This is a genomic window from Bordetella genomosp. 5 (assembly GCF_002261475.1).
GTDB lineage: Bacteria > Pseudomonadota > Gammaproteobacteria > Burkholderiales > Burkholderiaceae_B > Bordetella.
Window position 1 is genome coordinate 669,020 of the sequence record NZ_NEVN01000001.1, and the last position, 26,840, is coordinate 695,859.

Consider the following 26,840-nt stretch of genomic DNA (forward strand, 5'->3'; position numbering starts at 1 on the left):
CGCCGCACCGTCTCGCCGCCCAAGACACGCATGGTTTCTCTGCTCAAAAAACTCATTGGCAGCCGTAACGACCGGCTGCTCAAGCAGTATCGCAAGCTGGTCAGCCAGATCAATGGGCTGGAGCCGCAGATCGCGGCGCTCTCCGACGAACAACTGTCGGCCAAGACCCAGGAATTCCGGGATCGTCATGCCAAGGGCCAGTCGCTCGACGACCTGCTGCCCGAAGCCTTCGCGGTCGTGCGCGAAGCGGGCAAGCGCGTGTTCGGCATGCGTCACTTCGACGTGCAGATGCTGGGCGGTATCGCGCTGCATAACGGCAAAATCGCCGAAATGCGCACGGGCGAAGGCAAGACGCTGATGGCGACGCTGCCGGTCTACCTGAACGCGGTCGCCGGCCGGGGCGTGCACGTCGTGACGGTCAACGATTACCTGGCCCGCCGCGACGCCGAATGGATGGGGCGCCTGTACCGCTTCCTCGGCATGAGCACCGGCGTGGTGGTGCCGCAGCAGCCTAACGACGAGAAGATCGCCGCCTACGCTGCCGACATCACCTACGGCACGAACAACGAATTCGGCTTCGACTACCTCCGCGACAACATGGAGTACCGGATCGAAGACCGCCGGCAGCGCGCGCTCGCCTACGCCATCGTCGACGAAGTGGACTCGATCCTGATCGACGAGGCCCGCACGCCGCTGATCATTTCCGGGCAGGCCGAAGACCATACCGAGCTGTACGTGCGCATGAACGCCGTGCCGCCGCTGCTCACGCGCATGGCCTCCGAGCCCAAGCCGCAGGAGCCCGAACCCGAAGGCGATTACTGGGTCGACGAAAAGAGCCAGCAGGTCTATCTGTCGGAAGCCGGTCACGAACACGCCGAGCAGATCCTGGCCCGCGTGGGCCTGCTGCCCGAAGGCGAGTCGCTGTACGACCCGCGTCACATTCAGCTGATGCACCACCTGATGGTGGCGCTGCGCGCCAACACCCTGTTCTTCCGCGACCAGCAATACGTGGTCCAGGATGGCGAGGTGGTGATCGTCGACGAATTCACCGGCCGACTGATGGTGGGTCGCCGCTGGTCCGATGGCCTGCATCAGGCGGTCGAGGCCAAGGAAGGCGTCAAGATCCAGCACGAAAACCAGACGCTGGCATCGATCACGTTCCAGAACTACTTCCGCATGTACGACAAGCTGTCGGGCATGACCGGCACGGCCGACACGGAAGCGTACGAATTCCAGGAAATCTATCAGCTTGAGACGGTCCTCATTCCGACCAACAAGCCGATGCAGCGCAAAGACCAGAACGATCAGGTCTTCAAGACGCACCAGGAAAAATTCAACGCGATCATCAACGACATCCGCGACTGCCACGAACGGGGTCAGCCGGTGCTCGTGGGCACGACCAGCATCGAGAACTCCGAGCTGCTGTCGAACATGCTGCGTCAAGCCAAGCTGCCGCACGAAGTGCTCAACGCCAAGCAGCATGCCCGCGAAGCCGAGATCGTGGCCGAGGCCGGCAAGCCCGGTCACATCACGATCGCGACCAACATGGCCGGCCGCGGTACCGACATCGTGCTCGGGGGCAGCGTCGACAAGCAGATCGATCTGATCCGCGCCGATGAGTCCGTGCCGCAGGCCGAGCGCGAAGCGCGCATCGAGCGCGTGCGCACCGAATGGAAGCCGCTGAACGAGCAGGTCAAGGCCGCGGGCGGTCTGCGCATCATCGGTACCGAACGCCACGAATCGCGCCGTATCGATAACCAGCTGCGTGGTCGTGCCGGCCGCCAGGGCGATCCGGGTTCGTCGCGCTTCTATCTGTCGCTCGAAGATTCGCTGATGCGCATCTTCGCTGGCGAACGGGTGCGCGCCATCATGGAGCGCCTGAAGCTGCCCGAAGGCGAGCCCATCGAAGCGGGTATGGTCACGCGTTCGATCGAGACCGCCCAGCGCAAGGTCGAAGGCCGCAACTTCGATATCCGCAAGCAGCTGCTCGAATACGACGACGTCGCAAACGACCAGCGCAAGGTGCTGTACTCGCAGCGCAACGAAGTGCTCGAGGCCGCCAACATCGGCGGCTCGGTCGAGAACCTGCTCGCTGCTGCCGTCACCGAACAGTTCCGCAATTTCGTGCCGGCCGAGTCGGTCGAAGAACAGTGGGACCTGGCCGGTCTGCAACAGGCCCTCGCCGGCGATTGGCAGCTTCAACTGCCGCTGGTCGAGATGGCCGAGAACGAGCCCAATCTCACCGACGACGAGCTCCTCGAGCGCGTGCTCACCGCGGCACGCGACGCCTATCACGCGAAGATCGCGCTGGTCGGCGCCGAGTCGTGGGCGCAGTTCGAGCGTTCGATCATGCTGCAGTCGATCGACACGCACTGGCGCGAACATCTGTCGGCGCTGGACTACCTGCGTCAGGGTATCCATCTGCGCGGCTACGCCCAGAAGAACCCCAAGCAGGAATACAAGCGCGAAGCCTTCGAGCTGTTCTCCGGCATGCTGGACCGCATCCGCGACGACGTCGTGCGCGTGCTGCTGACCGTGCGGGTGCAGTCGCCCGAGCAGGTCGAACAGGCCGAAGCCGAGGCCGCCCAGTCGCACGTCCAGAATGTGCAGTACCACCACTCGGACTACGACGAGGCATTGGCGCAGGACGAGTCCACGGCGGAAGGGCAACAGCCCGCGCGCAACGCGCTGCCCAAGGTCGGCCGCAACGATCCTTGCCCGTGCGGCAGCGGCAAGAAGTACAAGCAGTGCCACGGCAAGCTGAGCTGAACGGAGCATGACCATGCTGCACGCGGTGGGACGGACGGAATTCGATCATGCGGTCGTGATGGTGCGTGACCGGCTCGATGAGCTGGCGCCGCACTACGAGCGTCAGGGCTTCACCCTGACCGAGAAGGCGGTGCACAACCTCGGTTCGTGCAACCGGCTGATCGTGCTCGACAGCACCTATGTCGAATTGCTGGGCTGGCCCGCCGGTGCGCCGCCGGCGCGCAAGGAAATCGCCGACTCGCCCTTCGGACTCGAGGCGCTGGTGTTCCGCACCAACGACGCGCAGGCCACCTACGAACGCCTGCTCGCGGCCGGGTTCGCCGTCAATCCGGTCCAGGATCTGAGCCGTCCGGCACGGGTCCAGGGCCGCGAAATGGAAGCCCGTTTCCATACCGTGCGCTTCGCCGAGCAGCCAATTCCGGGCATCCGCATGTATTTCTGCCGTCACCTGACGCCGGAATGCGTGTGGGCGCCCGAAGTGATGGATCACGCCAACGGCGCCCGTCGCATCGTGCAGATCTCGGCACGCGCGGCCGACGCCCGCGCGGTGGCCGAGCGTCTGGCGCTGGTGACCGACGTGCCGGCCGAACAGGCTGCCGGAGGCTGGGATCTGGCGCTGGGCAACCTGCGTCTGCATGTGGCACAGGACGATGCCGCCACCTCGCCGCGGCTCGACACGCTCACGCTCGAGAATCGCGACGGTGCGCGTTACGTGCTCGACACCGGTCTCTGATCCGTTTACTGCTTCACCCAACAAAAACGCGGCCTCGGCCGCGTTTTTGTTGGGTGTCATCACCGCTCAGTTCTGGGCCTGATAGGGGCCCAGGTAATCCAGCTTGCCCAGCGGCACGCCCTGGTTGCGCAGGATGCCGTAGGCCGTGGTGACGTGGAAATAGAAATTCGGCAGCGCGAACGAAAGCACGTACGAGGCGGCGCTGAAGCTGGGTTTGAAGTCCTTGAAACCCAGCGTCACGGTGCGCGAATCGGCGTCGCGCAGCGCCTCGGTCGGCACGCTCTCCAGCCACGCGATGGTGTTGGCGATTCGCGCCTGCAGGGCGTCGAGCGTCGTCTCGTTGTCTTCGAATCGCGGCGCCTCGATGCCGCTCAGGCGTTGCGCGCCGAGCTTGGCGGTATCGCTGGCGCGCTGGATCTGGCCGGCGAGCGGGTACATGTCGGGCGCCAGGCGGGCCTGCACCAGCTCGTTGGGATCCTGGTGCTGGGCCCGGGCGTGGGCCGCCGCCTTGTCGAGCAGCGTGGAAAGCACGCTGAGGCCGCGCACGAATACGGGGATGGAAGCTTGTTCGATGGAAATCGGCATGGGCGGGCTCCGAAGCGAGGCGGGCCGGCGCGCCCTATGCGGCGGGCCCGTACGCCATGTTAGGGGCGCTCGGCCCACGAATCGCTGACAACCCTCTCGCGGACGCGGTCGATCAGGCTACGTATCGAGCTAATCTGTTACGATTCGTATAAACCCGGGTTGTCCCGTAAATGCATGCACTTTAGTATGCATTCCCCCGCACCCCGCTCTGTCCCTCTCGACGTCCTCGCTCCCGCTCTCATGGCCCTGATCCGACCCGCCGCCCGTACCGCCGCCGGGATGAACGACCTCTACGACACCGTCAAGGCGATGGCGGTGCGTTTCGATTTCAAGCCGGGCGAGCGCCTGAACGAGCTGGATCTCGCGCGGCAGTTGGGCGTGAGCCGCACGCCGTTGCGAGAGGTGCTCAATCAGTTGATGGTCGAGGGCTTCCTGACCCGGGCCGTCAACCGCGGCTTTATCGCGCGCCCGCTCGATGCCCAGCAGGTGCATGCGCTGTACGAGTACCGTTCGGTGCTCGAAGCCGGCATCGCCCGGATCGCGTGCGACCGCGCCACGGACGATGAATTGCAGACGCTGCGGGAGTTTGTGGAACGGTCGCGCGATCAGCCCGACGATGCCGACGCGGCGCGCCTGCTGGCATTGGACGAGGCCTTTCATCTGCGGCTGGCGCGCCTGACCCGCAACGAGGAGTTCGTGCGCAGCCTCGAGGGCGTGAACGCGCGCATCCATTTCGTGCGCTGGATCGACATGCAGCAGGGTCGCCGCGTGCATACGCAGGGCGAGCATCTGCGTATTGTCGACGCCATGCAGCGTCGTGACCAGAATGCTCTGGCAGAATTAACGAGTCTGCATATCGGGCGCAGGCTGGATCAGATCGTGGAAGTCATACGAACCGGCTTTTCCACCATTTATATGCGCGAGCAGTTAGCCTGTACGCATGAACCCGACTCTTTGAAGGAAACCGCATGAAATCCCGGATGTTCAAACACGTTCTTGGCAGTGTGCTGACCGTGACCGCCCTTGCGGGCGGCATGATCGCGCCGGTCCAGGCCGCCCAGGATCGCCCGCTGGTCCTCGTCGTGCCTTACCCGCCCGGCGGCAGCACCGACATCCTGGCGCGCATCATGCAGCCGAAGCTGTCCGCCGAGCTCGGCGGCCGTCCGGTGGTGGTGGAAAACCGCGCTGGCGCCGCCAGCCAGATCGCGTCGGCCCACGTGGCCCGCGCTGAACCCGATGGCAACACCCTGCTGGTGAGCTTCGATAATCACGCCATCAACCCGGCCGTGAAGCCCAAGCTGCCCTACGACACGTTCAAGGATTTCGTGTCGATCAGCCAGACCGTGCGCTTCCCGCTCGTGATCGGCGCGAATCCGAAGGTGCCCGGCAAGAATCTCGCCGAGTTCCTGGCGGTTGCGGCGAAAGAGCCCGCCAACAAGTTCAACTACGCGTCCACCGGTGTCGGTTCGCTCAACCATCTTGCGCCTGAAGAGCTCAAGCAACGCTCCAAGGTCGAGCTGCTGCACGTGCCCTACGGCGGCGGTGGTCCGGCCATTCAGGCCGTGGTGGGCGGGCAGGCCGACATGACCTGGCTCAGCTACGCCGCGCTGCGTGGCCAGATCCAGGCCGGCAAGATCAAGCCGCTGGCGGTCGCCGGCGAAAAGCGTCTGGCCGAGATGCCCGACGTGCCCACGGTGGCCGAATCCGGCTTCCCCGGTCTCGAGGCGTATTCGTGGAGCGGCATGTTCGCACCCGCCGGTACGCCGCCCGAGGTCGTCAAGAAACTGACCGCGGCCTTCCAGGCCACGCTCAAGGACCCGGAAGTGGCCCGCAAGATCACCGAAGCCGGCTTCGAGATCGTCGCGTCCGACGGCCCCGCGCTCGATGCCTACGTGCAGAAGGAATTCAAGCGCTGGGACAGCTTCGTGAAGACCAACAACATTCCGCTGGAATGATGTGAGCTTGCGACGCCTGAGATGACGATGGGCCGCGACGATGTCGCGGCCCATTTTTGTTGCGTGACCCGGCGCTCAGTGGGCGGTGTGGGCTTCGCGCACGAGCAGATTGACGCCGGTCGCGATGTCGGCGCGCGCCACGCCATAGATGTGCAGCGATATCGCGGGAGCATCGCCGGCATTGCCGAGGCGGTGGATCTGGCCCAGCCCCGGCGTGGCGGTGATGATGTCGCCCGCGCGGCGCAGCACGCGGCCATGCTCGTGCGCGTGCTCGTGGCTGGCGTCGTAGCGATAGTGCGTTTCGGTGAGCTCGCCTTGCAGCACCCGATAGGCGCACCAGGTCTTGTGGCCATGGATCGGGCTGTACTGGCCGGGACGCCACACCAGGTAGGCCACCGTGTAGCGGCCGTGAGGGTCGGCATAGGCGATGTGACGCGTGTAGGTGTCCGCATTGCCGCTGCGCGCGGCCTCGGGCAGGTCGGCCAGCGGATCGCCCGCGCGGGCCACGCCCTGCGCCAGCTCGCGCAGCAGGCCGTGCAAGGCGTCGTGCTGTGCGCGATCGACGGCATGACAGATGTCTTGAAGACCGGGGCTTTGGAGTTCGAGGTGCATGGGCATGGACGGGAAAGCAGAGTCTCCCTATCCTATGGAACCCATGCCGGAATGACTTTGCCAAATCGGGCGACGCCGGCGCGTGTTTTGAAAATTTATTCCCGTTCCGGCATGCCGGGGGGCGATTCGGAGAGGTTCCGCATGGATCTGGGTATCGAGGGCAAGTCGGCGCTGGTGTTCGGCGGCAGCCGCGGCATGGGGCGCGCCTGCGCCCGTCAACTGGCGCTGGAAGGCGTCAAGGTCACGCTGGCCGCCCGCACGCCGGCCACGCTCGAACAGGCGGCCGACGAGATCGCGCGCGAAGCGGGCATCGGCGTGGGCTGGGTCGCCGCCGACCTGACGCGCGAGGAGGGCCGCGTGGCGGCACTGGCCGCCTGCCCCGCGCCCGATATCCTCATCAACAACGCCGACGGTCCGCTGCCTGGCGACTTCCACGACTGGAGCCGCCAGGACTGGATCGACGCACTCGACTCGATGATGCTGGGGCCGATCGACATGATCCGCCGCACGATCGACGGCATGATCGAGCGCCGCTTCGGCCGCATCGTCAACATCGTGTCGCGCAGCGTCAAGGCGCCGCACGCCGAGCTCGGTCTGTCCAACGGCGCGCGCGCCGGTCTGGTGGGTTTCGTGGCCGGCCTCGCGCGCCAGTCCGTCAAACACAACGTCACGATCAACAACCTGCTGCCGGGCGCGTTCGCGACCGATGCACAGATCCGTCATATCCAGGGCATGGTCGAGCAGAGCGGTAAATCGTTCGACACGCTCTGGGACGAGCGCGGCCGTGCCAGTCCGGCGGGCCGCTACGGCCAGCCCGAGGAGCTGGGTGCGCTGTGCGCCTATGTGTGTTCGGCGCATGCGGGCTACATGACCGGCCAGAGCCTGCTGCTGGATGGCGGCGGCTATCCCGGCACCTTCTAAGGCGCGGAGGCGGCATGAAAGTCGTGGTGTTGGGGGCGGGCGTGGCCGGGGTGACGGCGGCGTATTACCTGCATCGGGATGGGCACGAGGTCACCGTGATCGAGCGCGAGGCCGGCGCGGCTGCGGCCACCAGCTTCGGCAACGCGGGTGGCCTGTGCCCCAGCTTTGCCGGGCCCTGGGCGGCGCCCGGCATGATCGCCAAGGTGCTGAAGATGTCGTTGCAGCGCCAGGCGGCGATCCGCTTTTCGCTGGCGCCGTCGCCGCGCCGCCTGGCGTGGCTGGCGCGCTGGATCGGGCAATGCAATGCCGAGCGGTTTCGCGTCAACAAGTTGCGGATGCAACGGGTGGCGCACTACAGCCATGCCTGCCTGAAAGACATCATCGCCAGCAGCATACCGGTGTCGTTCGACTACCACCAGGACGGCACGCTGCAGCTCTTCCAGCACGAGACGGACCTCAAGGCCGTGCCCAACATCACGCGGGCGCTGGACGCGTTCGAGGTGCCGTGGCGCTTCCTCGAGGGCGATGCGATCGTGCGTCAGGAGCCTTCGCTGGCCGGCTCTCGTGCGCCCATGGCCGGGGCGCTCTTTCTGCCGGCCGATGCCTCGGGGGATTGCCATGCCTTCACGACCGGCCTGGCCGCGCATCTGGCGGGGCAGGGCGTGGTGTTCAGGTATGGCGCGCGCGTGCAGGCCCTGCGGACCGAGGCGGGCGCCGTGTCGGGCGTGCAGCTCGACGACGGCCTGGTGCGGGCGGATGCGTATGTCGTGGCGCTGGGCAACCAGGCGCCCGCGCTGTTGCGGCCGTTGGGCATTGCGCTGCCGGTCTATCCGGTCAAGGGCTATTCGATCACCGCCACGATCACGGAGCCCGAGCGGGCGCCGCGCGCGGCGCTGATGGACGAATACAACAAGGTCATGATTTCGCGGCTCGGCGACCGCATTCGCGCGGCCGGCATGGCGGAGCTCAAAGGCTATGCGCTCGATGTCGATCCGGGCCGTGTGGCGTTCATCAAGCAGGTGGTGTCGCAGTGGCTGCCGCAAGGCGTGGACGTGGCGGGGGCGCGGGCCTGGGCCGGGCTGCGGCCCATGACGCCTGACGGTCCCGCCGTGCTGGGGCCGACGCGCTACGGCAACCTGTACCTGAACTGCGGGCACGGCTCGAATGGATGGACGCAGGCCTGCGGAACGGGCAAGATTGTGGCCGATGTCGTGGCGGGCCGCCGCCCCGACATCGATCTCGAAGGGTTGACCGCCGAGCGCTTCCAGGGCGCACGCAAATAAGAACAGGGCCAGGGGCCCAAAGCGCACAAGGGGCGATGCGTGGACCACACCGATCTGAAGATTCTCAGCCTGCTGCAACAGGACGCCACGCGTTCGGTGGCGGACATCGCCGAACAGGTCAACCTGTCGGTCACGCCCTGTTGGCGCCGCATCCAGAAGCTCAAGGACGACGGCGTGATCGCCCGCACGGCGGTGCTGCTCGATCCCAAGGCGCTGGGCCTGAACCTCACCGTGTTCGTCACCATCAAGACCAGCCAGCACAATGCCAAGTGGACGCAGGCGCTGATCGGCGCCGTGACGGCCCTGCCCAACGTGGTGGAGTTTCATCGCATGGCGGGCGACATCGATTACCTGCTGAAAGTCGTGGTCGAAGACATGGCCGCCTACGACCGCTTCTACCGCCGGCTGATCGAGGCGGTCGATCTGCTGGACGTGAGCGCGAGCTTCTCGATGGAAGTGATCAAGAGCACCACCGAGCTGCCGCTCGGCGGGGCCTGAAACCCCGCGCCACCGCCCCCGGCATCGCGCCGGAGAAAAAAATTTCCGCGGCGGCGCGCGCGCGAGTCGCGATTTGCCAACACTGCCCGGCGTCAGCCCTCAACGCGCAATGCTTTTGCTCGGGGGCAGGCGTAGCATGAACGCCATTCTGCATTCCGCATTTGCGCGCGTTCGGACACCCCATGACGTTCAGTGTAGGCGGCCCTGCCCAGGCGCAGCGGCCGAAGTTACGCCAGCCCAAATCGATCGATTGCCTGCTGCAAGGCTGGAACGGCACCGATGATCTCTGGGTCTTCGCGTACGGATCGCTGATCTGGCGGCCCGGCTTCACCTGGCAGGAACGCCGTCTCGCCACGGTGCGGGGATATCACCGTTCGCTCTGCCTGTGGTCGCGCGATCATCGGGGCTCGCCCGAGGCGCCGGGCCTGGTGTTCGGCCTGGACCGCGGCGGTTGCTGCCGCGGCGTGGCCTATCGCGTGGCCGGGCGGGATGTGCGCGACACCTTCCAGATGCTCTGGCAGCGCGAGATGACCTACGCGGCCTACACCCCGCGCTGGCTCTCCTGCCACACCGAGTCCGGCGGACGGGACGCGTGCGCCGACTCGGCGGCGCATGCCGCCCCGGATGCGGTCCGCGCAGGCGGGTCCGCACCGGTGCGCAGCCTGGTGTTTCTGCTCAATCGTGGTTGCGGCGACTACGCCGGCGCCCTGGCCGAAGAACGGCTGCTGGCCACCGTGCGCGGCGCGCGCGGCCAATCGGGGCTTTGCCTGGATTACGTGGTCGAGACCGAGCGCGCCCTGCGTACGCACGGGATTCACGACTGCCGGCTGGCCGACCTGGTGAAGCGCCTGTCGGGCCCGGCGGAGACCTGCGCGGGCTGATGGCGCGCCTGGCCGGCCGCGTCTTGCCGACCGCGCCTAGCCGGCCGCGTCTCGCCGACCGCGCGCGCGCCTGGCGCTCAGAACTGCCAGCGGCCGAACATGAACAGCACGTTGCCGGCGCCGCGTCCGCCCGGGATGTAGGTGGCGTAAAGCATGGCGTCCTTGTAGCCGGCGCCCACGAGCGGAAGCACGCCGGGAAACGGCACATAGCTCATGATGTCGTGGCGCGCGGTCAGGAACACCGTGTAGCCCGCGCCCAGCCGGAAGTCCGGGCTCACCCGCGCGATCTTCAGGAACCCATAGCCTGCGATCGGCTCGACCTTGCGGTGCGAGTCGAGAAACGCCATGGCGTAGAGGCCCTGCCAGTCGCCGTCCTCGTCGTACAGGCTGCGACCCAGACCGCCACCCCAGGCCAGCTCGTTGAAGCTGCGGATCTTGCTGGCGCTGTACATGGCGCGGTTGTGCCAGGCATAGCCCGACACGTACACGTCGTTGTTGCCCTCGCTCCAGATCTGGTCGAGCCGCTGGCAGGCGGACTGCGCCCAGGACGGCACGTTGTCACAGGCCTGAGCGGCCAGCGGCGCGGCCGCGAGCAGACAGGCGGCCGCGAGGCGGCGCATCAGGGGAGCAGGACGAACGGTGGGATGACAGGGCGCGGACGAGAGAAGAGGGCGGAGCACGGGCAGAGACCAGGACCGTACAAACGCGGTATCGGCGAAGCGAGCCCGAAACGGTCCTGCAAAAAAGTGGATTGCTCTCCAGCATAACGGCGCAAGCTGTCAAAGACTTGTCAATCGTCTGAAACGTGGCCGCAGGTGGACCGTATCGCGGCTGGCGCGCGATTGGGGCTGACGGCCCCGACCGCGCTCCGGCCATCGTCAGAACTGCCAGCGGCCGAAGACGAATGCCACGTTGCCTTCGTCGCGCACGCGCGGCACGTAGGTCGCGTAGAGCATGGCGTTCTTGTAGCCCGCGCCGACCAGCGGCAGCACGCCCGGGAACGGCATGTAGTTGCGGAACTCGCTGCGGGCGGTGATGAAGGCGGTGTAACCCGCGCCCACGCGCACGTTGTCGCTGAGCTTGGCGATCTTGAGGAAGGCGTAGCCCGCGACGGGCTGGAACTTGCGGTAGGAGTCCTTCCAGCCCATGGCGTACAGCCCCTGCCAGTCGCCGTCCTCGTCGTAGATGCTCTTGCCGAGGCCGCCGCCCCAGGTGATCTCGTTGAACTTGTCGATGCGCTCGGCGCTGTACTTCGAGCGGTTGTGCCAGGCGTAGCCTGTGACATAGAGGTCGGTGCCGCCTTCGGTCCAGATCTGGCCGAGACGATTGCACGCGGATTGGGCAAGAGAGAACAGGCTATCGCAGGCCTGGGCGGAGAAGGTGGCGGACGTCAGCAGGGCGGCGATCAGGGTGCGACGGGCGTGGCAACGCCAGGCATGGCCGCGACGGCGGGCATGCGAAACAGCGGAAAGAATGGGCACGGGACAGAGAGGCGCGCCGCAGGCTCTAGAAGATGCGTGTTGGCTTGCGACGTGGGATGAACAGCCGGATGGTTGATTGAAGGAGGCCGCAGCTTACCGTGCGAGCGTGGCGATTCCGTTGCAAACATCTGCAAACTTGTGGCTAACTTCTTTTAAAACCGCGAATATGGCCAAGTATTTTTAGTAACATTGCTGCGATTGCGGTTTGTTTCCGGATATTCGGCGCGGCGCGAATGTTGTGCGGGGGTAGTGTTGCCTGTCAGCCACGGTGCGCCCGGGCGGTCCCCCGAGCGGGTGACCTGTAGCCGGGCGCCGGTCAGACCAGGAACAGCGTGGCCAGGCCGAGGAAGATGAAGAACCCGAGCGAGTCGGTGGCGAAGGTGAGCAGCACCGACGATCCCATGGCGGGATCCTTGCCGAAGCGGGCGCGCAGCATGGGCACCATCACACCGAAGGACGCGCCCACGAGCATGTTGCACACCATGGCGGCCATCATGACCAGCGCGATCGAGATCGAGTCGGAGATGCCCCAGGCGAACAAGGCCGCCACCACGCTGCCGCACAGGCCGACCATCAGCGTCACCAGCATCTCGCGTTTGACCAGCTGCCAGATGTTGCGGCCCGTGATGCGGCCGACGGCGAGCGCGCGGATGATCATGGTCATGGTCTGGTTGCCGGAGTTGCCGCCGATACCGGCCACGATCGACATCAGGAACGCCAGGATCACGATGTGGCTCACCGTGTCTTCGAAGCGCGAGGCGACGAACGACGCGGTGGCCGCCGTACAGAGATTGAACAGCAGCCAGGGCGCGCGGTTGCGCAAGGCGGAGGCCACCGGCGCGAAGATGTCTTCTTCCTGGAGACCGGCGCGCGACAGCGCCTGCTCTTGCGAGTCTTCGCGGATCACGTCCACCACATCGGCGATGGTGACGCGGCCGATCAGCCGGCCCTGATCGTCGGTGACCGGCGCCGACACCAGGTCGTAGCGTTCGAAGGCGCTCGCCGCGTCGGCATCGGAGTCGAGCGGATTGAGCGCGAGGTAATCGGTGTTCATCACCGGCCGCACTTCGGATTCGGGCTCGCTCACCAGCAAGGTCGAGATGGGCAGCACGCCCTGGAGCTTGTCCTGCCGATCGACGACGAAGATCTGATCGGTGTGGTCGGGCAGCTCGTGCAGGCGGCGCAGGTAGCGCAGCACGACTTCGAGCGTGACGTCTTCGCGCACCCGGACCATCTCGAAGTCCATGATGGCGCCTACGCTGTCTTCGGGGTAGCCCATCGCCTCGAGCAACTGCGCGCGCTCTTCGTCGGTCAGGCCCTTCTGCACTTCGGCCACCACGTCGGGCGGCAGGTCGGGCGCGAGATCCGCGATCTCGTCGGCATCCATGTTGCCGGTGGCCGCGACCAGATCCTGGCGGTCCATCGCCTCGATCAGCGATTCGCGCACCCAGTCTTCGACCTCGAGCAGCACATCGGCGTCGTGGGTCGGGTCGACCAGGCGCCACACGGTCTGGCGCTGGGCCTTCGGCAGCGACTCGAGAATGAACGCGATGTCGGCCGGATGCAGGTTGTTGACCAGCGTGGTGAGCTCGACCTCGTGCTGACGATGCACGAGGTCTTCGACCAGGCGGCCTTTGGTGTCGCTCTGCTCCTGGCGATGCACCAGGTCTTCGACCAGCTGCTGGCGGCGCAGACACTCCTGCACCTCTTCGAGGGCGCGCTGGGCGTCTTCGGGATCGAGGCGGCGGGGCGTGGGCAGGACTTTTTCGGGTGCGTCGGACTGCGTCATGCCAGCACTCAGAGCGTGGGAAGCGGGCGGCTGCGACGGGCCTCGTCGGTGGCGACGTAGGTGAGCGTGGCCTCGGTCACCTTGACCACCTCGGCATCGAGGCGCTGGCGCTCGGCATAGACCTCGACATCGACCGTGACCGACGTGGCGCCGGTTTTGGTGATGCGGGCGTACAGGCTCAGCAGGTCGCCGACGAAGACCGGCTGTTTGAACTGGAAGGCGTTGACGGCCACGGTGGCCACGCGGCCGGCGGCCCGGCGCGCCGCGGGGATCGATCCGGCGATATCCACCTGCGACATGATCCAGCCGCCAAACACATCGCCATGGATGTTGGCGTCGGCCGGCATGGGCATCACACGCAGTACGGGTTCGCGGCCAGCGGGCAGTTGAGTGAAGGTATTCTTGGGCGCTGTCATGGCCGGCTCCTGGTATCGAACCGACCGATTATGCAGGAAAAATGCGACACCGGCGCGCGACCGCGCCGGCACTCACGCAAGGGTTCAGGCCACCGCCATGACCAGGCCGTAGCCGCCCAGCAGCAGCCACACATACAGCACCAGACCCAGCGCCAGCACGCGCGGTCCGGCCTTGCGGATCTGGGCGAAGCGGGTTTCGATGCCGAGGGCCGTCATGGCCATCGTGAGCGCGAACACATCGAGGCGGCGGATGGCGTTCACGAGATCGGCCGGCAGCACCTGCAGAGAGTTGATGATGGCGAAGACCAGGAAGCCCACGGCGAACCACGGCACGGGCAGACGGTTCGCGCCCTGATCGGTTTCGCCCGAGCGGCGCGCCGCGCTGCGCAGCCACAGGCCCAACACCAGCAGGACCGGCACCAGCAGGGCCACGCGCGTCATCTTCACGATGGTGGCGACCTCGGTGGTGGCGGGGTCGATGTTGCTGGCCGCGCCCACGACCTGCGCCACCTCGTGGATGGTGCCGCCGATGTAGATGCCGAGCGCCTGCGTGTCGAAGGGCAGCCAGCCCGCGTGATACAGAACCGGGTAGAGGAACATCGACACGGTGCCGAACAGCACGACCGTGGCCACCGCGACCGCGCTCTTGTGAGGCGCCGCGCGCAGGGTGGGCTCGAACGCGAGCACCGCGGCCGCGCCGCAGATCGCGCTGCCGGCCGAGGTGAGCAAGGCGGTGTCGCGATCCAGCCCGAGCAGACGCTGGCCGATGACGGCGCCGATCACCAGGGTGCCGACCACCACGGCGACGGACACGGCCAGGCCGGGCAGCCCGACGGCCACGATCTGCTGGATGCTGATATTCAAGCCATAGAAAGCGACGGCGATGCGCAGCAAGCGGCGCGCGGTGAAGTTCACGCCGGCACCCCAGTCGGCCGGCATGGTGCCGCGCAGGAAGTTGCCGTAGAGCATGCCGCACACGATGCCGACCACCAGCGGGGAGAGGCCCATGGAACGGATGGCGGGCAGATCGGCGAGCTGCACGACCGCGCCGGCCATGAGCGCCACGAAGAGTACGCCGTTGAGTTTGTCGCGCCAGGGAGTGGGGGCGGGAAGGGCGGCGGCGGGTACGGAGCTCATGCTTAAAAGGGATATTTAAATAACTGGGAGAAATATTAAAACCGGCTCCGTTATATGAAAAATCTTTATTTACAATAATGACCATCAGGATTTCCGATATCGACGGCCCATGACGCCCGATCAACTGCTCAGCTTCGCCACCGTGGCCGACACGGGCAACATCAGCCGCGCCGCTGCGCTGCTGCACCTGTCGCAGCCGGCGCTGTCCGGCCAACTGCGGGCCCTGCAGACCTGGTTCGGCGAGCCGCTCTACCGGCGCAGCGGTCATGGCATCGTGCTCACCGACGCCGGCGAGCGCCTGGCGATGCAGGCGCGCGCGCTGCGGCAGGTGTATGCGCAGGCCCGCGCGGTGCGCGACGCCGCCCGCGGCCTGGAAACGGGCTCGTTGCGGCTGGGGGCGAGCACCACGCCCGCCAGCTACTTGCTGCCCGCGCTCGTGGCCGACTTTCGCAAGCGTCATCCGGCGATCGCGCTGCATCTTTCCGACGGCAATACCCGCGAGATCGTCGACCGCCTGTCGGGCCTGGATCTGGCGTTCATCGAGGGCGAAGTGCCCGGTGGCCTGCCCACGGACACGGCGGTGCACGATTGGCGCCACGATGAGGTGGTGGCCATCGTGCGCGCCGACCATGCGCTCGCGGGCCGGCGTTCGGCCGCGCTGCCCGAGTTGTCGCAGTGGCCGCTGGTCATGCGCGAGCCCGGCTCTGGCGTGCGCCGCCTGGTGGAACGGGCCTACGACCAGGCGGGCCTGACGCCCGCGATCGGGCTGGAGCTGGCCGGCGTGGAGGGCGTGAAGCAGGCGGTGCGCGCGGGGTTGGGCGTGGGATTCGTCTCGATCATGTCGATGCAGCACGAAGACGGCACGCTGGCGGTCTTGCGCCTGCTGCCCGAACCGCTCACCCGCACGCTCAGCATCCTGGTCCCGCATGCGCAGGCCAGCACGCGCGCGGCGCAGCGCTTTCTCGAGGCCTGCCTGGCCTTGCCCGAGCCGGACTGAGGCGCGACGCTCAACGCCATTGGCGGGGCGCGCTGCCCAGCTGCCGATGAAACATCGCCGAGAACGCGCTGGGGCTCTGATAGCCCAGGTCGAGCGCCACGGTGGTGACCGGCACGCCTTCGGCGAGCCGCCGTACCGCTTCGAGCAGACGCGCCTGCTGCGCCCAGCGGGTGTAGCTAAGACCGGTCTCGTCCAGAAAGCGGCGGTAGAGCGTGCGCGCGCTTACGCCCAGCCGGGCCGCGGCCTGCCGGGGCGCATCGGCCAGGCTCAGATCCTGCAGCAGCGATTCGCAGAGCGCGCGCAGATCGGCGCTGCGCGGCAGCGGCAGGTCGAAGGCGCGCGCCTCCAGACGGCCGAGCTCGGCCACCAGCAGCGCGCTCAGCAGCTCGTGGTCGGCGTTGGCCAGGTGCGGCGGGTCGCCCTGCGCCAGCGTGGTCGTGATGCGCACGACGAGTTCGCGCATCAACGGGGTTACCTCGAGCACCGCGCAGTCGGCCGGCATGGCCTGTACCAGCGCCGCGTCGATGTAGAGCGAGCGCATATCGACCGCGCTGGTCATGCGGATCTCGTGCACCACCTGCGCCGGGATCCAGAGCGCTCGCGTGGGCGGCACGATCCACAGCCGCCGCGGCGTCGTCACGCGCATGACGCCGTGCGAGCAACACAGCAGCTGCGCGCGTTCATGCCAATGCGGTTCGACGTGAAAGTCGGCTGCCAGCTGGCGCCGGCGCGTGACCACGCCCGGGGCGTCCGGGTAGGTGACGCTCACGATCGGGGCGGTGGGCTGCGTGTCCATATCTCGATAGTTTTGTACAAAAGCTCGAAGGACAGAATAACCGGTCGACGGCAAACTGCGCCTTCCCGCATCGCATCCGGCCACGGCGTGGCAAACGGATCGGTGAGTTTTTCCTTTACGTGCGCACCATGACTTCTTCTTCCGACCCTGCTTCCGTTCAGCCGTTTGCCCGCCCGGTCACGCTGCTGCTCAACATCGCTCATGCCATCGACCACATGTTCCTGCTGATCTTCGCAGCGGCAGTGGGCACGATCGCGGCCGATTTCGGTTTCGCGCACTGGGAAGATCTGATGCCGTATGGCGTGGCGGCGTTCTTTCTATTCGGCATCGGTTCGTGGCCGGCGGGACGCCTGGGCGATCTGTGGGGGCGGCGGCGCATGATGCTGCTGTTCTTCTTCGGCATCGGTGCGGCGGCCATGCTGTGCGCGCTGGCTCAGAACGCCTGGCAACTGGCCGGTGCGCTGGCACTGGTGGGGCTGTTCGCCGCGATCTATCACCCCGTGGGGATTCCGATGATCGTGCAGCACGCGCCCAATCCGGGCGCGGTGATCGGCATCAACGGCCTGGCCGGCAATCTCGGCGTGGCGGTGGCCGCGCTCGTGACGGGCCTGCTGGTGCAGGCGCTGGGCTGGCGCGCCGCCTTCGCGGTGCCCGGGGCCTTCGCGCTGCTGTGCGGTGTCGTGTTCATGCGCATCTGCCCGCACGAAGCCGAGCCGCCGTCGCGGCGCAAGAGCCGCGCCGCGGTGACGCTGGCACCGCGCGCGCTGGCGCGGGCCTTCGCCGTGATGACGGCGGCCGCCGTGACCGGCAGCCTGCTTTTCAACTTCACCACCAATGGCAACGCCCAGCTGCTCGACGAACGGCTGAGCGGTGTCGTGCAGGATCCGGTGCTGTTGGGCGCGCTGCTGGCGGGTATCTATGTGGTGTCGTCGCTCACGCAGGTGATCGTGGGCCGGCTGCTCGACCGCGTCGCGCTCAAGCCCTTGTACCTGAGCATCGCGGTGGCGCAGATTCCCCTGCTGCTTTGGGCGGCCTGGGCTCAGGGCTGGGCACTCTATGTCGCGCTGCTGGGGGCGATGATCTTCATCTTCGGCGCCATTCCGTTCACCGACGCCATGATCGTGCGGTATGTGGACGACCGCAGCCGCTCGCGCGTGGCCGGCATGCGCCTGACCGTGTCGTTCGGGGTGAGCTCGCTGGCGGTGTGGCTGCTGGGGCCGATGGTCAAGCAGGCCGGGTTCACGACGCTGCTGCTGGTGATGACCGTGATCGCCGCGTGCACCGCGGCCATGGTGACCCTGCTGCCCAGCGAACACGCCGCCGACGCCGCGCCGGCGCTGGAGCCGGACGCGTCCTGACGCGTTCGATGAGTCAAACGCTCGATGTATGAATCGTGCGCTGAATGAAAGCGGGCCCGTTTTTACGGGCCCGTGTGCTTGATGGGATTACGGCCGCGCCAGCCACTTGAGCGCGAGCTGGACCCAGTAGGTGGCGCCCAGCGGCAGCAGATCGTCGTTGAAGTCGTAGCTGCCGTTGTGCAGCGTGCAGGGACCCGCGCCGTGACCGATGTCGCGGTGGTCGCCGGTGCCATTGCCGATCCAGACGTAGGCGCCGGGCTTCTCTTGCAGCATGAACGCGAAGTCTTCGGCGCCCATCGTGGGCTGCACGTGGTCGTTGACGTTGTCGGGTCCGACGATGTCACGCATCACGTCGGCGCAGAAGGCGGCTTCGGCGGAGTGGTTGATCGTGGGCGGATAGTTGCGCTGGAACGCGACCTCGACCTTGCAGTCGAGCGCTTCGCACGTGTGCCGCGCGATGTCGTTCATGCGGCGCTCGATCAGATCGAGGGTCTCGAGCGTGAAGGTGCGCACGGTGCCACGCATGATGGCTTCGTTGGGTACGACGTTGTCGGCGCTGCCGGTGTGGATCTGCGTGATGCTCAGCACGGCGGCGTCGAGCGGGTTGCGGTTGCGCGTGATGATGGTCTGCAGGCTCTGCGCGAGCTGCACGGCGGTCATGACGGGGTCGACGCCCAGATGCGGCATGCCGGCGTGCGTGCCCTTGCCGCGGATCGTGATCGCGAATTCGTTGGACGAGGCCATGATCGGCCCGGCCGTCAGGCCGAACTGGCCGACTTTCATGCCAGGCCAGTTGTGCATGCCGAACACTGCATCCATCGGGAAGCGCGTGAACAGGCCATCGTCGATCATGCGCTTGGCGCCGCCACCGCCTTCTTCGGCGGGCTGGAAGATCACGTAGACGGTGCCGGCGAAGTCCCGATGCTGCGAGAGATAGCGCGCCGCGCCGAGCAGCATGGCGGTGTGGCCATCGTGGCCGCACGCGTGCATCTTGCCCTCGTGCTTGCTGGCATGCGGGAAGGTGTTGACCTCCTGCATCGGCAGCGCGTCGAGGTCGGCGCGCAGGCCCAGCGTGCGGGCGCTCTCGCGCGAACCGCGGATGATGCCCACGACGCCGGTGCCGCCCAGGCCGCGGTCGATCTCGATGCCCCAATCCTGCAGCTGCTTCGCGACGAGGTCCGCAGTGCGGAACTCTTCGAAGGCGAGTTCGGGATGGGCATGGATGTCGCGGCGCAATGCGGCGATTTCTTCGCGCCAGGTCACGATAGGTTCGAGCAGATTCATACGAGGTTTGAAGTGCTTTGGAAACAATAGATCAAGGGTATCATCAAACAAAATACGAAATAAGGGAGACAAACACCATGCTTCGTCCCTGGCTCGCGAGCTATCCCCAAGGTGTACCGGCCGAGATCTCCACCGCCGATTACACCTCGCTCACCGATCTGCTCGACCGTGCGGTCAAGCGCCATGCCGATCGTATCGCCTGCACCTCGCTGGGCTCCGACATCACCTACGCCACGCTCGATGCGCACGCCCGCGCCTTTGCCGCCTATCTGCAAAGCACCGGCCTGCCCAAGGGCGCGCGCGTGGCGCTGATGATGCCCAACGTGCCGGCCTATCTGGTGGCGCTGCTGGGCACCTTCCGCGCGGGCATGGTGGTAGTCAACGTCAATCCCCTTTACAAGAGCGAAGAGCTCGAGCGCCAGCTGCTCGACAGCGGCGCCCAGGTGATCGTGATCCTGGAAAATTTCGCCAAGACCCTGCAAGACGTGCGCGACAAGGGCGATCTGCGTCATGTGGTCGTGGTGGCGCCCGGCGATCTGCTCGGCGGGCTCAAAGCGCCGATCGTCAATTTCGTGGCGCGTCACATCAAGAAGCTCGTGCCCGACTGGCAGATCGACGAGGCCCGCCTGCTTCCCGAGGTGCTCAAGGCGGGCGCGAGCGCGCCGTTCACGCCCCCCGCGCTCGCGATGAACGACCTCGCGGTGTTGCAGTACACCGGCGGCACGACCGGCACGCCCAAGGGCGCCATGCTGTCGCACGGCAATCTCGTGGCCAACGTGCTCCAGACCGAAGCCGTGGCGCAGCCCGCGGTCGAGGGGCATCAGGGTCAGCTCACCATCATCAGCGCGCTCCCGCTCTATCACGTGTTCGCGCTCACGACCTGCGGCCTGTTCGGCATGCATGCCGGCATGCGCAACCTGATGATCATCAATCCGCGCGATCAGCCCGCGCTGATCGCCGCCTGGAAAAAAACACCGGTCAATCTGTTCCCCGGCGTCAACACCCTGTTCAACGCGCTGGCCAACAACGCCGAATTCGCGAAGCTCGATTTCTCGGCGCTGCGCCTCACGCTCGGCGGCGGCATGGCCGTGCAGCAGGTGGTGGCCGAGCGCTGGCTCAAGCTCACGGGCAAGCCGCTGATCGAAGGCTACGGGCTGTCCGAGACCTCGCCGGTCGCCACGGTCAATCCCACCAACGCCACCGAATACTCGGGCGCGATCGGCCTGCCGCTGCCGTCCACCGACGTGGCCATCCTCGATGATGCCGGCCACGAAGTCCCGTACGGCGAGCGCGGCGAAGTCTCGATCCGCGGTCCGCAGGTGATGCTGGGCTACTGGAACAAGCCCGACGAAACGCGCCAGGTAATGACCGCCGACGGCTTCTTCCGGTCGGGTGACATCGGCATCATGGACGAGCGCGGCTATGTGCGCATCGTCGATCGCAAGAAAGACATGATCGCGGTGTCGGGGTTCAAGGTCTATCCGAACGAGGTCGAGGGCATCATCGCCGCGCATCCCAAGATTCTGGAGTGTGCCGTGGTGGGCGTGACCGACCCGCACTCGGGCGAGGCGGTGCGCGCCTACGTCGTGCCCAAGGACCCCAGCCTCACGGTGGCCGAGGTCGAGGCCTGGTGCCGCGAGAAGCTCACCGGCTACAAGCGGCCGCGCCAGATCGAGCTGCGCCAGGAATTGCCCAAGAGCAACGTCGGCAAGATCCTGCGTCGCGAACTGCGCGACGAGGCGCAGGCCGAGGCCGACAGCGAAGGAGCCGGGGCGGCGCAACGCCCCACCGGCACCTGACAATCATCGGCGCGCCCCCCGACGGCGCACCGGGGCATGCTCAAAAAAAAAGCGGGCGCGGCCATGAGGCCGCGCTCGCTTTCTTGTTGGCGTGTTCAGCCGCGTGCCTTCAGATGCGGCGCGATCATGCGGGCCAGCGCTTCGGCCACTTGCGGGTTGCCGGACACCACGCGGCCGCCCACCGGCCAGGGCTCGTCGCCGTGCATGTCGTGGCACACGCCGCCGGCTTCGCGCAGGATCAGGGTGCCCGCGGCCACGTCCCAGGGGGCCAGGCCCATTTCCCAATAGCCGTCGTAGCGGCCGGCGGCCGTCCACGCCAGATCGAGCGCGGCCGCGCCCATGCGGCGCACACCGCGCGCGGTGCAGATCGCGTCGCGCAGCATCGGCATGTATTGGTCGGCGAACGAGAAGTCGCGGAACGGGAAGCCGGTGGCCAGCACCGACTCTTCGAGGGTGGCGGTGCGCGAGCAGGTGATGCGGCGGCCGTTGAGCCAGGCGCCCACGCCGTGCACGCCGGTGAAGAGTTCTTCGCGGTTGGGGTCGTACACGACACCGATCACCGGCGTGTCGATGTCGAGCGGCGCGCCCGGGCCCACTTGCGTGCCGGCCTTGGCGACCAGCGCGATCGACACGCAGTAGTGCGGGATGCCGTGCAGGAAGTTGGTCGTGCCATCCAGCGGATCGATGTACCAGGTGGCGGCGCCTTGCGCCTCGCCACCGGTTTCTTCGGCCACGATGCCGTACTGCGGCGTGCGTTCGCGCAGCACCTCGAGCACGGCGGCCTCGGCTTCGCGGTCGGCCTGCGAGACCAGGTCGTTGTGCGCCTTGTGGTCGATCACGAGATCGTCGCGACGGTGCGCATAGGATTGCAGGATCGCGGCGCCCGCGTGAGCGGCCGACACGGCGGTGTCGATGGCGGCGCCGAGATCCAGCGCGGCCTTGGGGGAGGAGGAGGGCGTTTGCATGACTCCAGTGTAAGCCTGCGTGTGCGACGTTTTGACGAAACCCCGGCCACGCGTGCCTGCCGGGCCGGTTTGGCGTGGCGCAAGGCCAACGAAGACGGGGCGTCGCTCGCGGGCGGTGCGCACCAGCGCGCGCTGGTCTTGTCATCGCGCAGGGGCGCCGCGCGGTCTTGGCGTTAGACTCGCGGCGCAATGTCTTTAGGCACAATAACCCCATGTCCTCGTCCTATCTCCCTCTCACGCCGGCCGCGGTAGCGCTCGATGCCCAGGGCCGGCTCGTGAGCCCGCTCTATGGCGACGTCTATAACTCGCCGGCGGATGCCTACGGACAGACGCAAACGGTCTTCCTGCAGGGCAATGGCCTGCCGGGGCGCTGGCAGGGCAGGGCCCGCTTCACGGTGTGCGAAACGGGCTTCGGCCTCGGCACCAACTTTCTGGCGTTGTGGCAGGCGTGGCGCGCCGATCCGGCGCGTTGCGCGCGCTTGCACATGGTGTCGATCGAGGGTCATCCGTTCGATCGCGAGACCCTGCAGGCGCTACGCGATACGCACGTGCCCGAGCCTTTGCGCGAACTGGCCGATGCGCTCATCGCGCAATGGCCGCCGCTGTTGCCGGGATTGCATCGGCTCGAGTTCGACGACGGGGCCGTGACGCTCACGCTCGCATTCGGACCCGCCGATCGCATGGCGGCGCAGCTGCGTGCACGCGTCGACGCCTATTTTCTGGATGGCTTCTCGCCCCGGCTCAATCCGCAGATGTGGGATGAAGGGGTGCTGCGGCGTCTGGGCCGGCTCGCGGCGCCGGATGCCACGCTGGCCACCTGGAGTGCCGCGGCCTCTGTGCGTGACGCGCTGCGGCGGGCGGGCTTCGACGTCGCCCGTCAGCCCGGCGAGGCGGGTAAATGGCATATCACCGTGGGTCGACGTACGGCGTGGGCCGCCGCGCAGACGCCCGTGGTGCCCGAGGCTGTGGCGTTGCGGCAGGCCGTGCTGGTCGTGGGGGCCGGGCTGGCCGGCGCCGGCGTGGCGCACGCGCTTGCGCGCCGCGGGTGCGATGTCGTGGTGCTCGCCCCGGAGTCTGCTGCGCATGGCGATCACCTCGCCGCCGCGCTGACGCCGGTGATCGCCCGCGACGACAACGCGCGGGCTCGCCTGTCGCGCGCTGGAAGCCGCATGGCGCAACTGCGCTGGGCGCACCTCTCCGCCGATATCGTGCGGCGTACCGGCACCTTGCAACTCGAGCGCGACGACACGCGGCCCCTCCTGCAAGACGCCCTCGCCGCGCTCGCTTTCCCCGACTCGTGGGCGCGCCCCGTCACGCGCGAGGAGGCCAGTGCGCTGGCCGGCATGGCGCTCGCGCGCGGTGGCGTGTTCCTGGCCGATGGCATGCAGGTGCGGCCGCAAGCCCTCATCGACGCCTTGCTCGATCACCCGCGGATCACGCGCCGGGTGGGGCGGGTGGAGCGGCTGACATCCGAGGGCGAGGCCTGGGCCGCCGTCGCCGCCGACGGGGGCGTGCTCGCCCGCGCGGACGTCGTGGTGCTGGCCAATGCCGTGGGCGCGCGCGCGGTGCTGGCGCAGAGCGGCTTGCTCGAGGCGTTGCCGCGCCTGGCGCAGATGCACGCGCTGGCGGGCGAGGTCACGCAGATTCCGGCATCCGCCCTGGGCGGCGGGCCGCGCTGCGTGGTCGCCGGCGAGGGCTATCTCCTGCCCGAAGTCGACGGCTGGTGCGTGGCGGGCGGCACCTATGTGCACGGCGCCGAGCATTCGGCGGTGTCCGAGGCCGGGCAGCTGACGAACCTCGGCAAGGCCGCGGGCCTGCTGGCGGCCGCGGAATCCTCACTGCCGGCCGCCGGCACCCTGCCGGGCTGGGCCGGCTGGCGGGCGGTGCAGCCGGGGCGGCTGCCGGCCGTGGGCGCGCTGGCGCATGGGCCCGGCGTATGGCTGGCCACCGGCTACGCGTCGCGGGGCCTGTCCTGGTCGGCACTGATGGGCGAGGTGATCGCGGCTGCGCTGCATGCCGAGCCGGCGCCCCTGGAAGCGGACCTGCTCTCAGCCGTCGCGCCGCGCTGAGGCTGGGGCGTGCCTGGCCGCCTCGAACGGCAGGGTTACCCTAGGGCTGCGTTCTATACGTGCGATGTTGCCGATTTACTGCCAGAATGGGCGAAATTCGGACCTTTATTGCGGGGCTGGCGCCACTTTCTGCCGGGCCGGCCGGCGCGTGCGCGGAGCCCCCGCCATGCCCCCTGGCGGCGGCGGTTGGCCCCTAAAACAGGGACCGAGTTTATTTCAAGGGCCAAATCCGTCAAAATAACGACTTTTATTGGTTTTTTTGGCTAAAGCCGGGGGATGCTCTGTGCCGCCGAAGTACGACTTTGATCATACTAATCAGCTCGATACCGTCGAGCTGCTGACCTCGCGTCCCAGTCGCAATGATTTCGACGCGGGTGATGGCCTGCGGCTGGTCATCGAGGCGCACGCGCCCGGCGTTTTTCGCCTGCGTTGTGCGCTGACACCGCATTTCAACGAAGACAAGCCCAGTGCCCGCGCGCGTGCACTGAGCGAGATGCTGCTCGCCCGCGAAGAAGCCGTGGGAGAGGCAACGCTTGCCCCGCGCGACGACGCGAGCGGCTGGCGCATCACCCAGGGCGATGTGTCGCTCGAGATCCTCACCAACCCGGTTCGTGTCGTGCTCTGGCGCGGCGAGACCCAGGTCCTGACCTCGGAAGTGTCGGCGCATACGCCGGCCTTCGGCCATAACGCGCTCGACGAAGACGCGCACGCCGCCTGGCATGTGGGCTTCGCCCTCACCACGGGCGAGCGCGTCTACGGCCTGGGCGAAACCCCGGGCGATCTCAATCGCCGCGACGAGTCCGTCGTGTCCGACGATCCCGAGCACCGGGCCCTGCCGCTGGCCTGGAGCCCCAAGGGCTGGGGGGTCTATGCCAACACCTTGCGCCGCGTCGAGCACGCGGTGGGTGTGGCGCCGGCCGACACCGCCTATATCCTGGCCGTCGACGACCCCGTACTGGATCTGTTCCTGTTCGCGGGTGAGCCTGCCGAGATCCTCAATCAGTACAGCGCCCTCACCGGCCGGGCCGGTCAGCCCGTGCTGTGGGCACTGGGCGCCTGGCTGACCCAGGCCGAAGGCGAGATGCCGACCCAGACCGTGGCCCTGGTGGAGCAGTTCCGCGCCAACCAGATCCCGCTCGACGTCGTCTCGCTGGCCACGCCGGCCGCCTGGCATTTCGCCGCGGACAAGTCGGTCTTCGAGTGGGACGCCCAGCGTTTCCCGGATGCGAAGCAGGTGCTGGCGCTGTTCCACAAGTTCAACGTTCATGTCTCGGGTACCGGCTTTCCTGGCGTGCTCAAGCAAAGCCCGCTCTTCGAAGAACTCGAAGATCGCGGCTGGCTGCTCACGAAGGACGACGGCAGCGCGCAGGTGTTCGATGGCGTGCCCGCCACGCAGGGCCAGCCTTACGGCCTGCTCGACCTGACGTACCGCGACGCCTACGCCTTGTGGGTGGAACGGCATCGCCAGCTGGTGGACGACGGTCTGGATGCGCCGGCCTGCGACGCGCAGATCGCGATTCCCGATGGCGTGTCCGCCCGCAATGGCGAATCGGGTCCGTCGCTGCGCACGCTCTATCCGCTGCTGGCGCGCCGTGCCCTGTTCGACGCCGTGGCCGGCCACAAGGTGCCGCCCGAAGGCGTGGTCCCGAGCACCGATTTGTTTCCGGCCGCGCAACGCCTGCCCTGGCAGGCCGGCCCGAAGGTCAGCAACGACTGGGACGGCCTGCAGCACACGCTGCGCACCGCGCTATCGATCGGCGCGAGCGGTCTGCCCGTCCAGGTGCATGCGCTCGGATCGGCGCAGTCCAGCCTTGCGGGCATGAGCCCCGAGCTGTACCTGCGCTGGCTGCAGGCGGCCGTGTTCTCGGCCAACTTCAGCTTCCAGGGCGTGGGCGGGCTGCTGCCGTGGGCGTTCGGCGACGACACGCTCAATCAGGCTCGCACCTGGCTGCAGTGGCGCTATCGCCTGATTCCGTACGTGCTGGGCGCCATCGAAGATGCCGCGCGCACCGGTTTGCCGGTGCAGCGTTCGATGGCCATGTCGTTCCCGAACGACCCCGATGCGCACGACCACGATCTGCAATACCTGCTGGGCCCGGCCCTGCTGGTGGCGCCCGTCGTGGCCCCGGGCAATTCGGTGCGTGTCTATCTGCCCAAGGGCGAAGCCTGGTGGGATCTGAACACCGGTCACCGTTACGAGGGCGGCACCACCTGGACGCTCGAGTGCGGCACGGATCAGTTCCCGGTGTTCGGCCGCGAAGGGCACATGCTCTGTCTCGGGCCGGTGGCACAGCACACGGGCGAGTTCAACTCGGCGCGCATCCTCGACGAAGTCTGGATGTTCGGCATGCCCGTGCATAACCCGGTGGTGATGCGCAATAAAATCCGGGTGATGCAGATGCAGGGCTCGAGCTACATCAAGGGCCTCGAAGGCTTGCGCATCCTGCCCTCCGAAGGCCTGGAAGTGAAGCGCCGCGGCGCCGAAGTCCGCATTTCGCGGGCGCGCTGACGC

The 26,840-nt window shown here is 67.3% G+C and carries 23 protein-coding genes; 13 read left to right on the forward strand and 10 right to left on the reverse strand.

What is annotated here, in order from left to right; all coding sequences use genetic code 11:
- The first annotated feature begins 30 nt into the window (after window positions 1-30).
- Window positions 31-2,769, forward strand: a complete 2,739-nt coding sequence (gene secA / locus CEK29_RS03170; protein WP_094803185.1) for a preprotein translocase subunit SecA — start codon at window positions 31-33, stop codon at window positions 2,767-2,769.
- Between the two features lie 13 nt (window positions 2,770-2,782).
- Entirely contained in the window at window positions 2,783-3,502 is a 720-nt protein-coding gene (locus CEK29_RS03175) for a VOC family protein (RefSeq protein ID WP_094803334.1), read from the forward strand.
- 66 nt (window positions 3,503-3,568) lie between these two features.
- On the opposite strand, the gene CEK29_RS03180 is transcribed toward CEK29_RS03175, so the two are convergent.
- A complete protein-coding gene (locus tag CEK29_RS03180) occupies window positions 3,569-4,087 on the reverse strand; it encodes a DUF1993 domain-containing protein (RefSeq protein WP_094857273.1) in 519 nt (172 codons plus the stop codon).
- 240 nt (window positions 4,088-4,327) lie between these two features.
- Here CEK29_RS03180 and CEK29_RS03185 point away from each other — a divergent pair, with 240 nt between their 5' ends.
- Window positions 4,328-5,059: a GntR family transcriptional regulator gene (locus tag CEK29_RS03185; protein ID WP_094857274.1), complete on the forward strand. Its 732-nt coding sequence runs from the start codon at window positions 4,328-4,330 to the stop codon at window positions 5,057-5,059.
- 62 nt (window positions 5,060-5,121) lie between these two features.
- Window positions 5,122-6,042 carry a tripartite tricarboxylate transporter substrate binding protein gene (locus tag CEK29_RS03190; RefSeq protein WP_170948553.1) on the forward strand — a complete coding sequence of 307 codons (921 nt, stop codon included), beginning with the start codon at window positions 5,122-5,124 and terminating at the stop codon, window positions 6,040-6,042.
- 75 nt (window positions 6,043-6,117) lie between these two features.
- Here CEK29_RS03190 and CEK29_RS03195 read toward each other — a convergent pair whose 3' ends face one another.
- Window positions 6,118-6,654 carry a cysteine dioxygenase family protein gene (locus tag CEK29_RS03195; RefSeq protein WP_255176050.1) on the reverse strand — a complete coding sequence of 179 codons (537 nt, stop codon included), beginning with the start codon at window positions 6,652-6,654 and terminating at the stop codon, window positions 6,118-6,120.
- A gap of 141 nt (window positions 6,655-6,795) precedes the next feature.
- On the opposite strand from CEK29_RS03195, the gene CEK29_RS03200 reads away from it, so the two are divergent.
- From CEK29_RS03200 to CEK29_RS03215, 4 genes are all read left to right on the forward strand, one after another.
- Window positions 6,796-7,575, forward strand: coding sequence for an SDR family oxidoreductase (locus CEK29_RS03200; RefSeq protein WP_094803177.1), 780 nt, complete (start codon window positions 6,796-6,798; stop codon window positions 7,573-7,575).
- Between the two features lie 14 nt (window positions 7,576-7,589).
- The gene (locus CEK29_RS03205; protein ID WP_094857276.1) at window positions 7,590-8,858 is read left to right on the forward strand and encodes a D-amino acid dehydrogenase; all 1,269 of its coding nucleotides are present in this window, start codon (window positions 7,590-7,592) and stop codon (window positions 8,856-8,858) included.
- A gap of 39 nt (window positions 8,859-8,897) precedes the next feature.
- Window positions 8,898-9,356 (forward strand): Lrp/AsnC family transcriptional regulator, encoded by a 459-nt coding sequence (locus CEK29_RS03210; protein ID WP_094803173.1) that lies wholly within the window; start codon window positions 8,898-8,900, stop codon window positions 9,354-9,356.
- Window positions 9,357-9,538: 182 nt separating this feature from the next.
- Window positions 9,539-10,237 (forward strand): gamma-glutamylcyclotransferase, encoded by a 699-nt coding sequence (locus CEK29_RS03215; RefSeq protein ID WP_094857277.1) that lies wholly within the window; start codon window positions 9,539-9,541, stop codon window positions 10,235-10,237.
- 77 nt (window positions 10,238-10,314) lie between these two features.
- Here the strand turns inward: CEK29_RS03215 and pagP (CEK29_RS03220) are convergent, their stop codons facing one another.
- From pagP (CEK29_RS03220) to CEK29_RS03240, 5 genes are all read right to left on the reverse strand, one after another.
- Window positions 10,315-10,857, reverse strand: coding sequence for a lipid IV(A) palmitoyltransferase PagP (pagP, locus tag CEK29_RS03220; protein WP_094803169.1), 543 nt, complete (start codon window positions 10,855-10,857; stop codon window positions 10,315-10,317).
- 258 nt (window positions 10,858-11,115) lie between these two features.
- A complete protein-coding gene (gene pagP / locus CEK29_RS03225) occupies window positions 11,116-11,646 on the reverse strand; it encodes a lipid IV(A) palmitoyltransferase PagP (protein WP_094803330.1) in 531 nt (176 codons plus the stop codon).
- Window positions 11,647-12,034: 388 nt separating this feature from the next.
- Complete coding sequence (gene mgtE / locus CEK29_RS03230) at window positions 12,035-13,507, reverse strand: magnesium transporter (RefSeq protein ID WP_094857278.1); 1,473 nt, start codon at window positions 13,505-13,507, stop codon at window positions 12,035-12,037.
- A gap of 8 nt (window positions 13,508-13,515) precedes the next feature.
- Window positions 13,516-13,923: an acyl-CoA thioesterase gene (locus tag CEK29_RS03235; protein WP_094857279.1), complete on the reverse strand. Its 408-nt coding sequence runs from the start codon at window positions 13,921-13,923 to the stop codon at window positions 13,516-13,518.
- Between the two features lie 84 nt (window positions 13,924-14,007).
- Window positions 14,008-15,060 carry a YeiH family protein gene (locus tag CEK29_RS03240; protein WP_094857280.1) on the reverse strand — a complete coding sequence of 351 codons (1,053 nt, stop codon included), beginning with the start codon at window positions 15,058-15,060 and terminating at the stop codon, window positions 14,008-14,010.
- Window positions 15,061-15,169: 109 nt separating this feature from the next.
- Here CEK29_RS03240 and CEK29_RS03245 point away from each other — a divergent pair, with 109 nt between their 5' ends.
- The gene (locus CEK29_RS03245; protein ID WP_094803161.1) at window positions 15,170-16,057 is read left to right on the forward strand and encodes a LysR family transcriptional regulator; all 888 of its coding nucleotides are present in this window, start codon (window positions 15,170-15,172) and stop codon (window positions 16,055-16,057) included.
- A gap of 10 nt (window positions 16,058-16,067) precedes the next feature.
- On the opposite strand, the gene CEK29_RS03250 is transcribed toward CEK29_RS03245, so the two are convergent.
- Complete coding sequence (locus CEK29_RS03250) at window positions 16,068-16,853, reverse strand: AraC family transcriptional regulator (RefSeq protein ID WP_094857281.1); 786 nt, start codon at window positions 16,851-16,853, stop codon at window positions 16,068-16,070.
- 128 nt (window positions 16,854-16,981) lie between these two features.
- Here CEK29_RS03250 and CEK29_RS03255 point away from each other — a divergent pair, with 128 nt between their 5' ends.
- Entirely contained in the window at window positions 16,982-18,211 is a 1,230-nt protein-coding gene (locus CEK29_RS03255) for an MFS transporter (protein WP_094803157.1), read from the forward strand.
- A gap of 87 nt (window positions 18,212-18,298) precedes the next feature.
- Here the strand turns inward: CEK29_RS03255 and CEK29_RS03260 are convergent, their stop codons facing one another.
- Window positions 18,299-19,495, reverse strand: coding sequence for a M20 aminoacylase family protein (locus tag CEK29_RS03260; RefSeq protein ID WP_094857282.1), 1,197 nt, complete (start codon window positions 19,493-19,495; stop codon window positions 18,299-18,301).
- 77 nt (window positions 19,496-19,572) lie between these two features.
- On the opposite strand from CEK29_RS03260, the gene CEK29_RS03265 reads away from it, so the two are divergent.
- Window positions 19,573-21,294, forward strand: a complete 1,722-nt coding sequence (locus CEK29_RS03265; protein ID WP_094857283.1) for an AMP-binding protein — start codon at window positions 19,573-19,575, stop codon at window positions 21,292-21,294.
- A gap of 95 nt (window positions 21,295-21,389) precedes the next feature.
- On the opposite strand, the gene CEK29_RS03270 is transcribed toward CEK29_RS03265, so the two are convergent.
- Window positions 21,390-22,259 carry an inositol monophosphatase family protein gene (locus tag CEK29_RS03270; RefSeq protein WP_094803151.1) on the reverse strand — a complete coding sequence of 290 codons (870 nt, stop codon included), beginning with the start codon at window positions 22,257-22,259 and terminating at the stop codon, window positions 21,390-21,392.
- Between the two features lie 212 nt (window positions 22,260-22,471).
- Here CEK29_RS03270 and mnmC point away from each other — a divergent pair, with 212 nt between their 5' ends.
- Window positions 22,472-24,328, forward strand: coding sequence for an FAD-dependent 5-carboxymethylaminomethyl-2-thiouridine(34) oxidoreductase MnmC (gene mnmC, locus CEK29_RS03275; RefSeq protein WP_094857284.1), 1,857 nt, complete (start codon window positions 22,472-22,474; stop codon window positions 24,326-24,328).
- Window positions 24,329-24,611: 283 nt separating this feature from the next.
- Window positions 24,612-26,837 (forward strand): glycoside hydrolase family 31 protein, encoded by a 2,226-nt coding sequence (locus tag CEK29_RS03280; protein ID WP_094857285.1) that lies wholly within the window; start codon window positions 24,612-24,614, stop codon window positions 26,835-26,837.
- The last annotated feature ends 3 nt before the right edge of the window (window positions 26,838-26,840 follow it).

Coding starts and splice junctions, on each gene's coding strand:
- secA (WP_094803185.1), top strand. CDS start 31: ATGGTTTCTCTGCTCAAAAAACTCATTGGCAGCCGTAACGACCGGCTG.
- CEK29_RS03175 (WP_094803334.1), top strand. CDS start 2,783: ATGCTGCACGCGGTGGGACGGACGGAATTCGATCATGCGGTCGTGATG.
- CEK29_RS03180 (WP_094857273.1), bottom strand. CDS start 4,087: ATGCCGATTTCCATCGAACAAGCTTCCATCCCCGTATTCGTGCGCGGC.
- CEK29_RS03185 (WP_094857274.1), top strand. CDS start 4,328: ATGGCCCTGATCCGACCCGCCGCCCGTACCGCCGCCGGGATGAACGAC.
- CEK29_RS03190 (WP_170948553.1), top strand. CDS start 5,122: ATGATCGCGCCGGTCCAGGCCGCCCAGGATCGCCCGCTGGTCCTCGTC.
- CEK29_RS03195 (WP_255176050.1), bottom strand. CDS start 6,654: ATGCACCTCGAACTCCAAAGCCCCGGTCTTCAAGACATCTGTCATGCC.
- CEK29_RS03200 (WP_094803177.1), top strand. CDS start 6,796: ATGGATCTGGGTATCGAGGGCAAGTCGGCGCTGGTGTTCGGCGGCAGC.
- CEK29_RS03205 (WP_094857276.1), top strand. CDS start 7,590: ATGAAAGTCGTGGTGTTGGGGGCGGGCGTGGCCGGGGTGACGGCGGCG.
- CEK29_RS03215 (WP_094857277.1), top strand. CDS start 9,539: ATGACGTTCAGTGTAGGCGGCCCTGCCCAGGCGCAGCGGCCGAAGTTA.
- pagP (WP_094803169.1), bottom strand. CDS start 10,857: ATGCGCCGCCTCGCGGCCGCCTGTCTGCTCGCGGCCGCGCCGCTGGCC.
- mgtE (WP_094857278.1), bottom strand. CDS start 13,507: ATGACGCAGTCCGACGCACCCGAAAAAGTCCTGCCCACGCCCCGCCGC.
- CEK29_RS03235 (WP_094857279.1), bottom strand. CDS start 13,923: ATGACAGCGCCCAAGAATACCTTCACTCAACTGCCCGCTGGCCGCGAA.
- CEK29_RS03240 (WP_094857280.1), bottom strand. CDS start 15,060: ATGAGCTCCGTACCCGCCGCCGCCCTTCCCGCCCCCACTCCCTGGCGC.
- CEK29_RS03245 (WP_094803161.1), top strand. CDS start 15,170: ATGACGCCCGATCAACTGCTCAGCTTCGCCACCGTGGCCGACACGGGC.
- CEK29_RS03250 (WP_094857281.1), bottom strand. CDS start 16,853: ATGGACACGCAGCCCACCGCCCCGATCGTGAGCGTCACCTACCCGGAC.
- CEK29_RS03255 (WP_094803157.1), top strand. CDS start 16,982: ATGACTTCTTCTTCCGACCCTGCTTCCGTTCAGCCGTTTGCCCGCCCG.
- CEK29_RS03260 (WP_094857282.1), bottom strand. CDS start 19,495: ATGAATCTGCTCGAACCTATCGTGACCTGGCGCGAAGAAATCGCCGCA.
- CEK29_RS03265 (WP_094857283.1), top strand. CDS start 19,573: ATGCTTCGTCCCTGGCTCGCGAGCTATCCCCAAGGTGTACCGGCCGAG.
- CEK29_RS03270 (WP_094803151.1), bottom strand. CDS start 22,259: ATGCAAACGCCCTCCTCCTCCCCCAAGGCCGCGCTGGATCTCGGCGCC.
- mnmC (WP_094857284.1), top strand. CDS start 22,472: ATGTCCTCGTCCTATCTCCCTCTCACGCCGGCCGCGGTAGCGCTCGAT.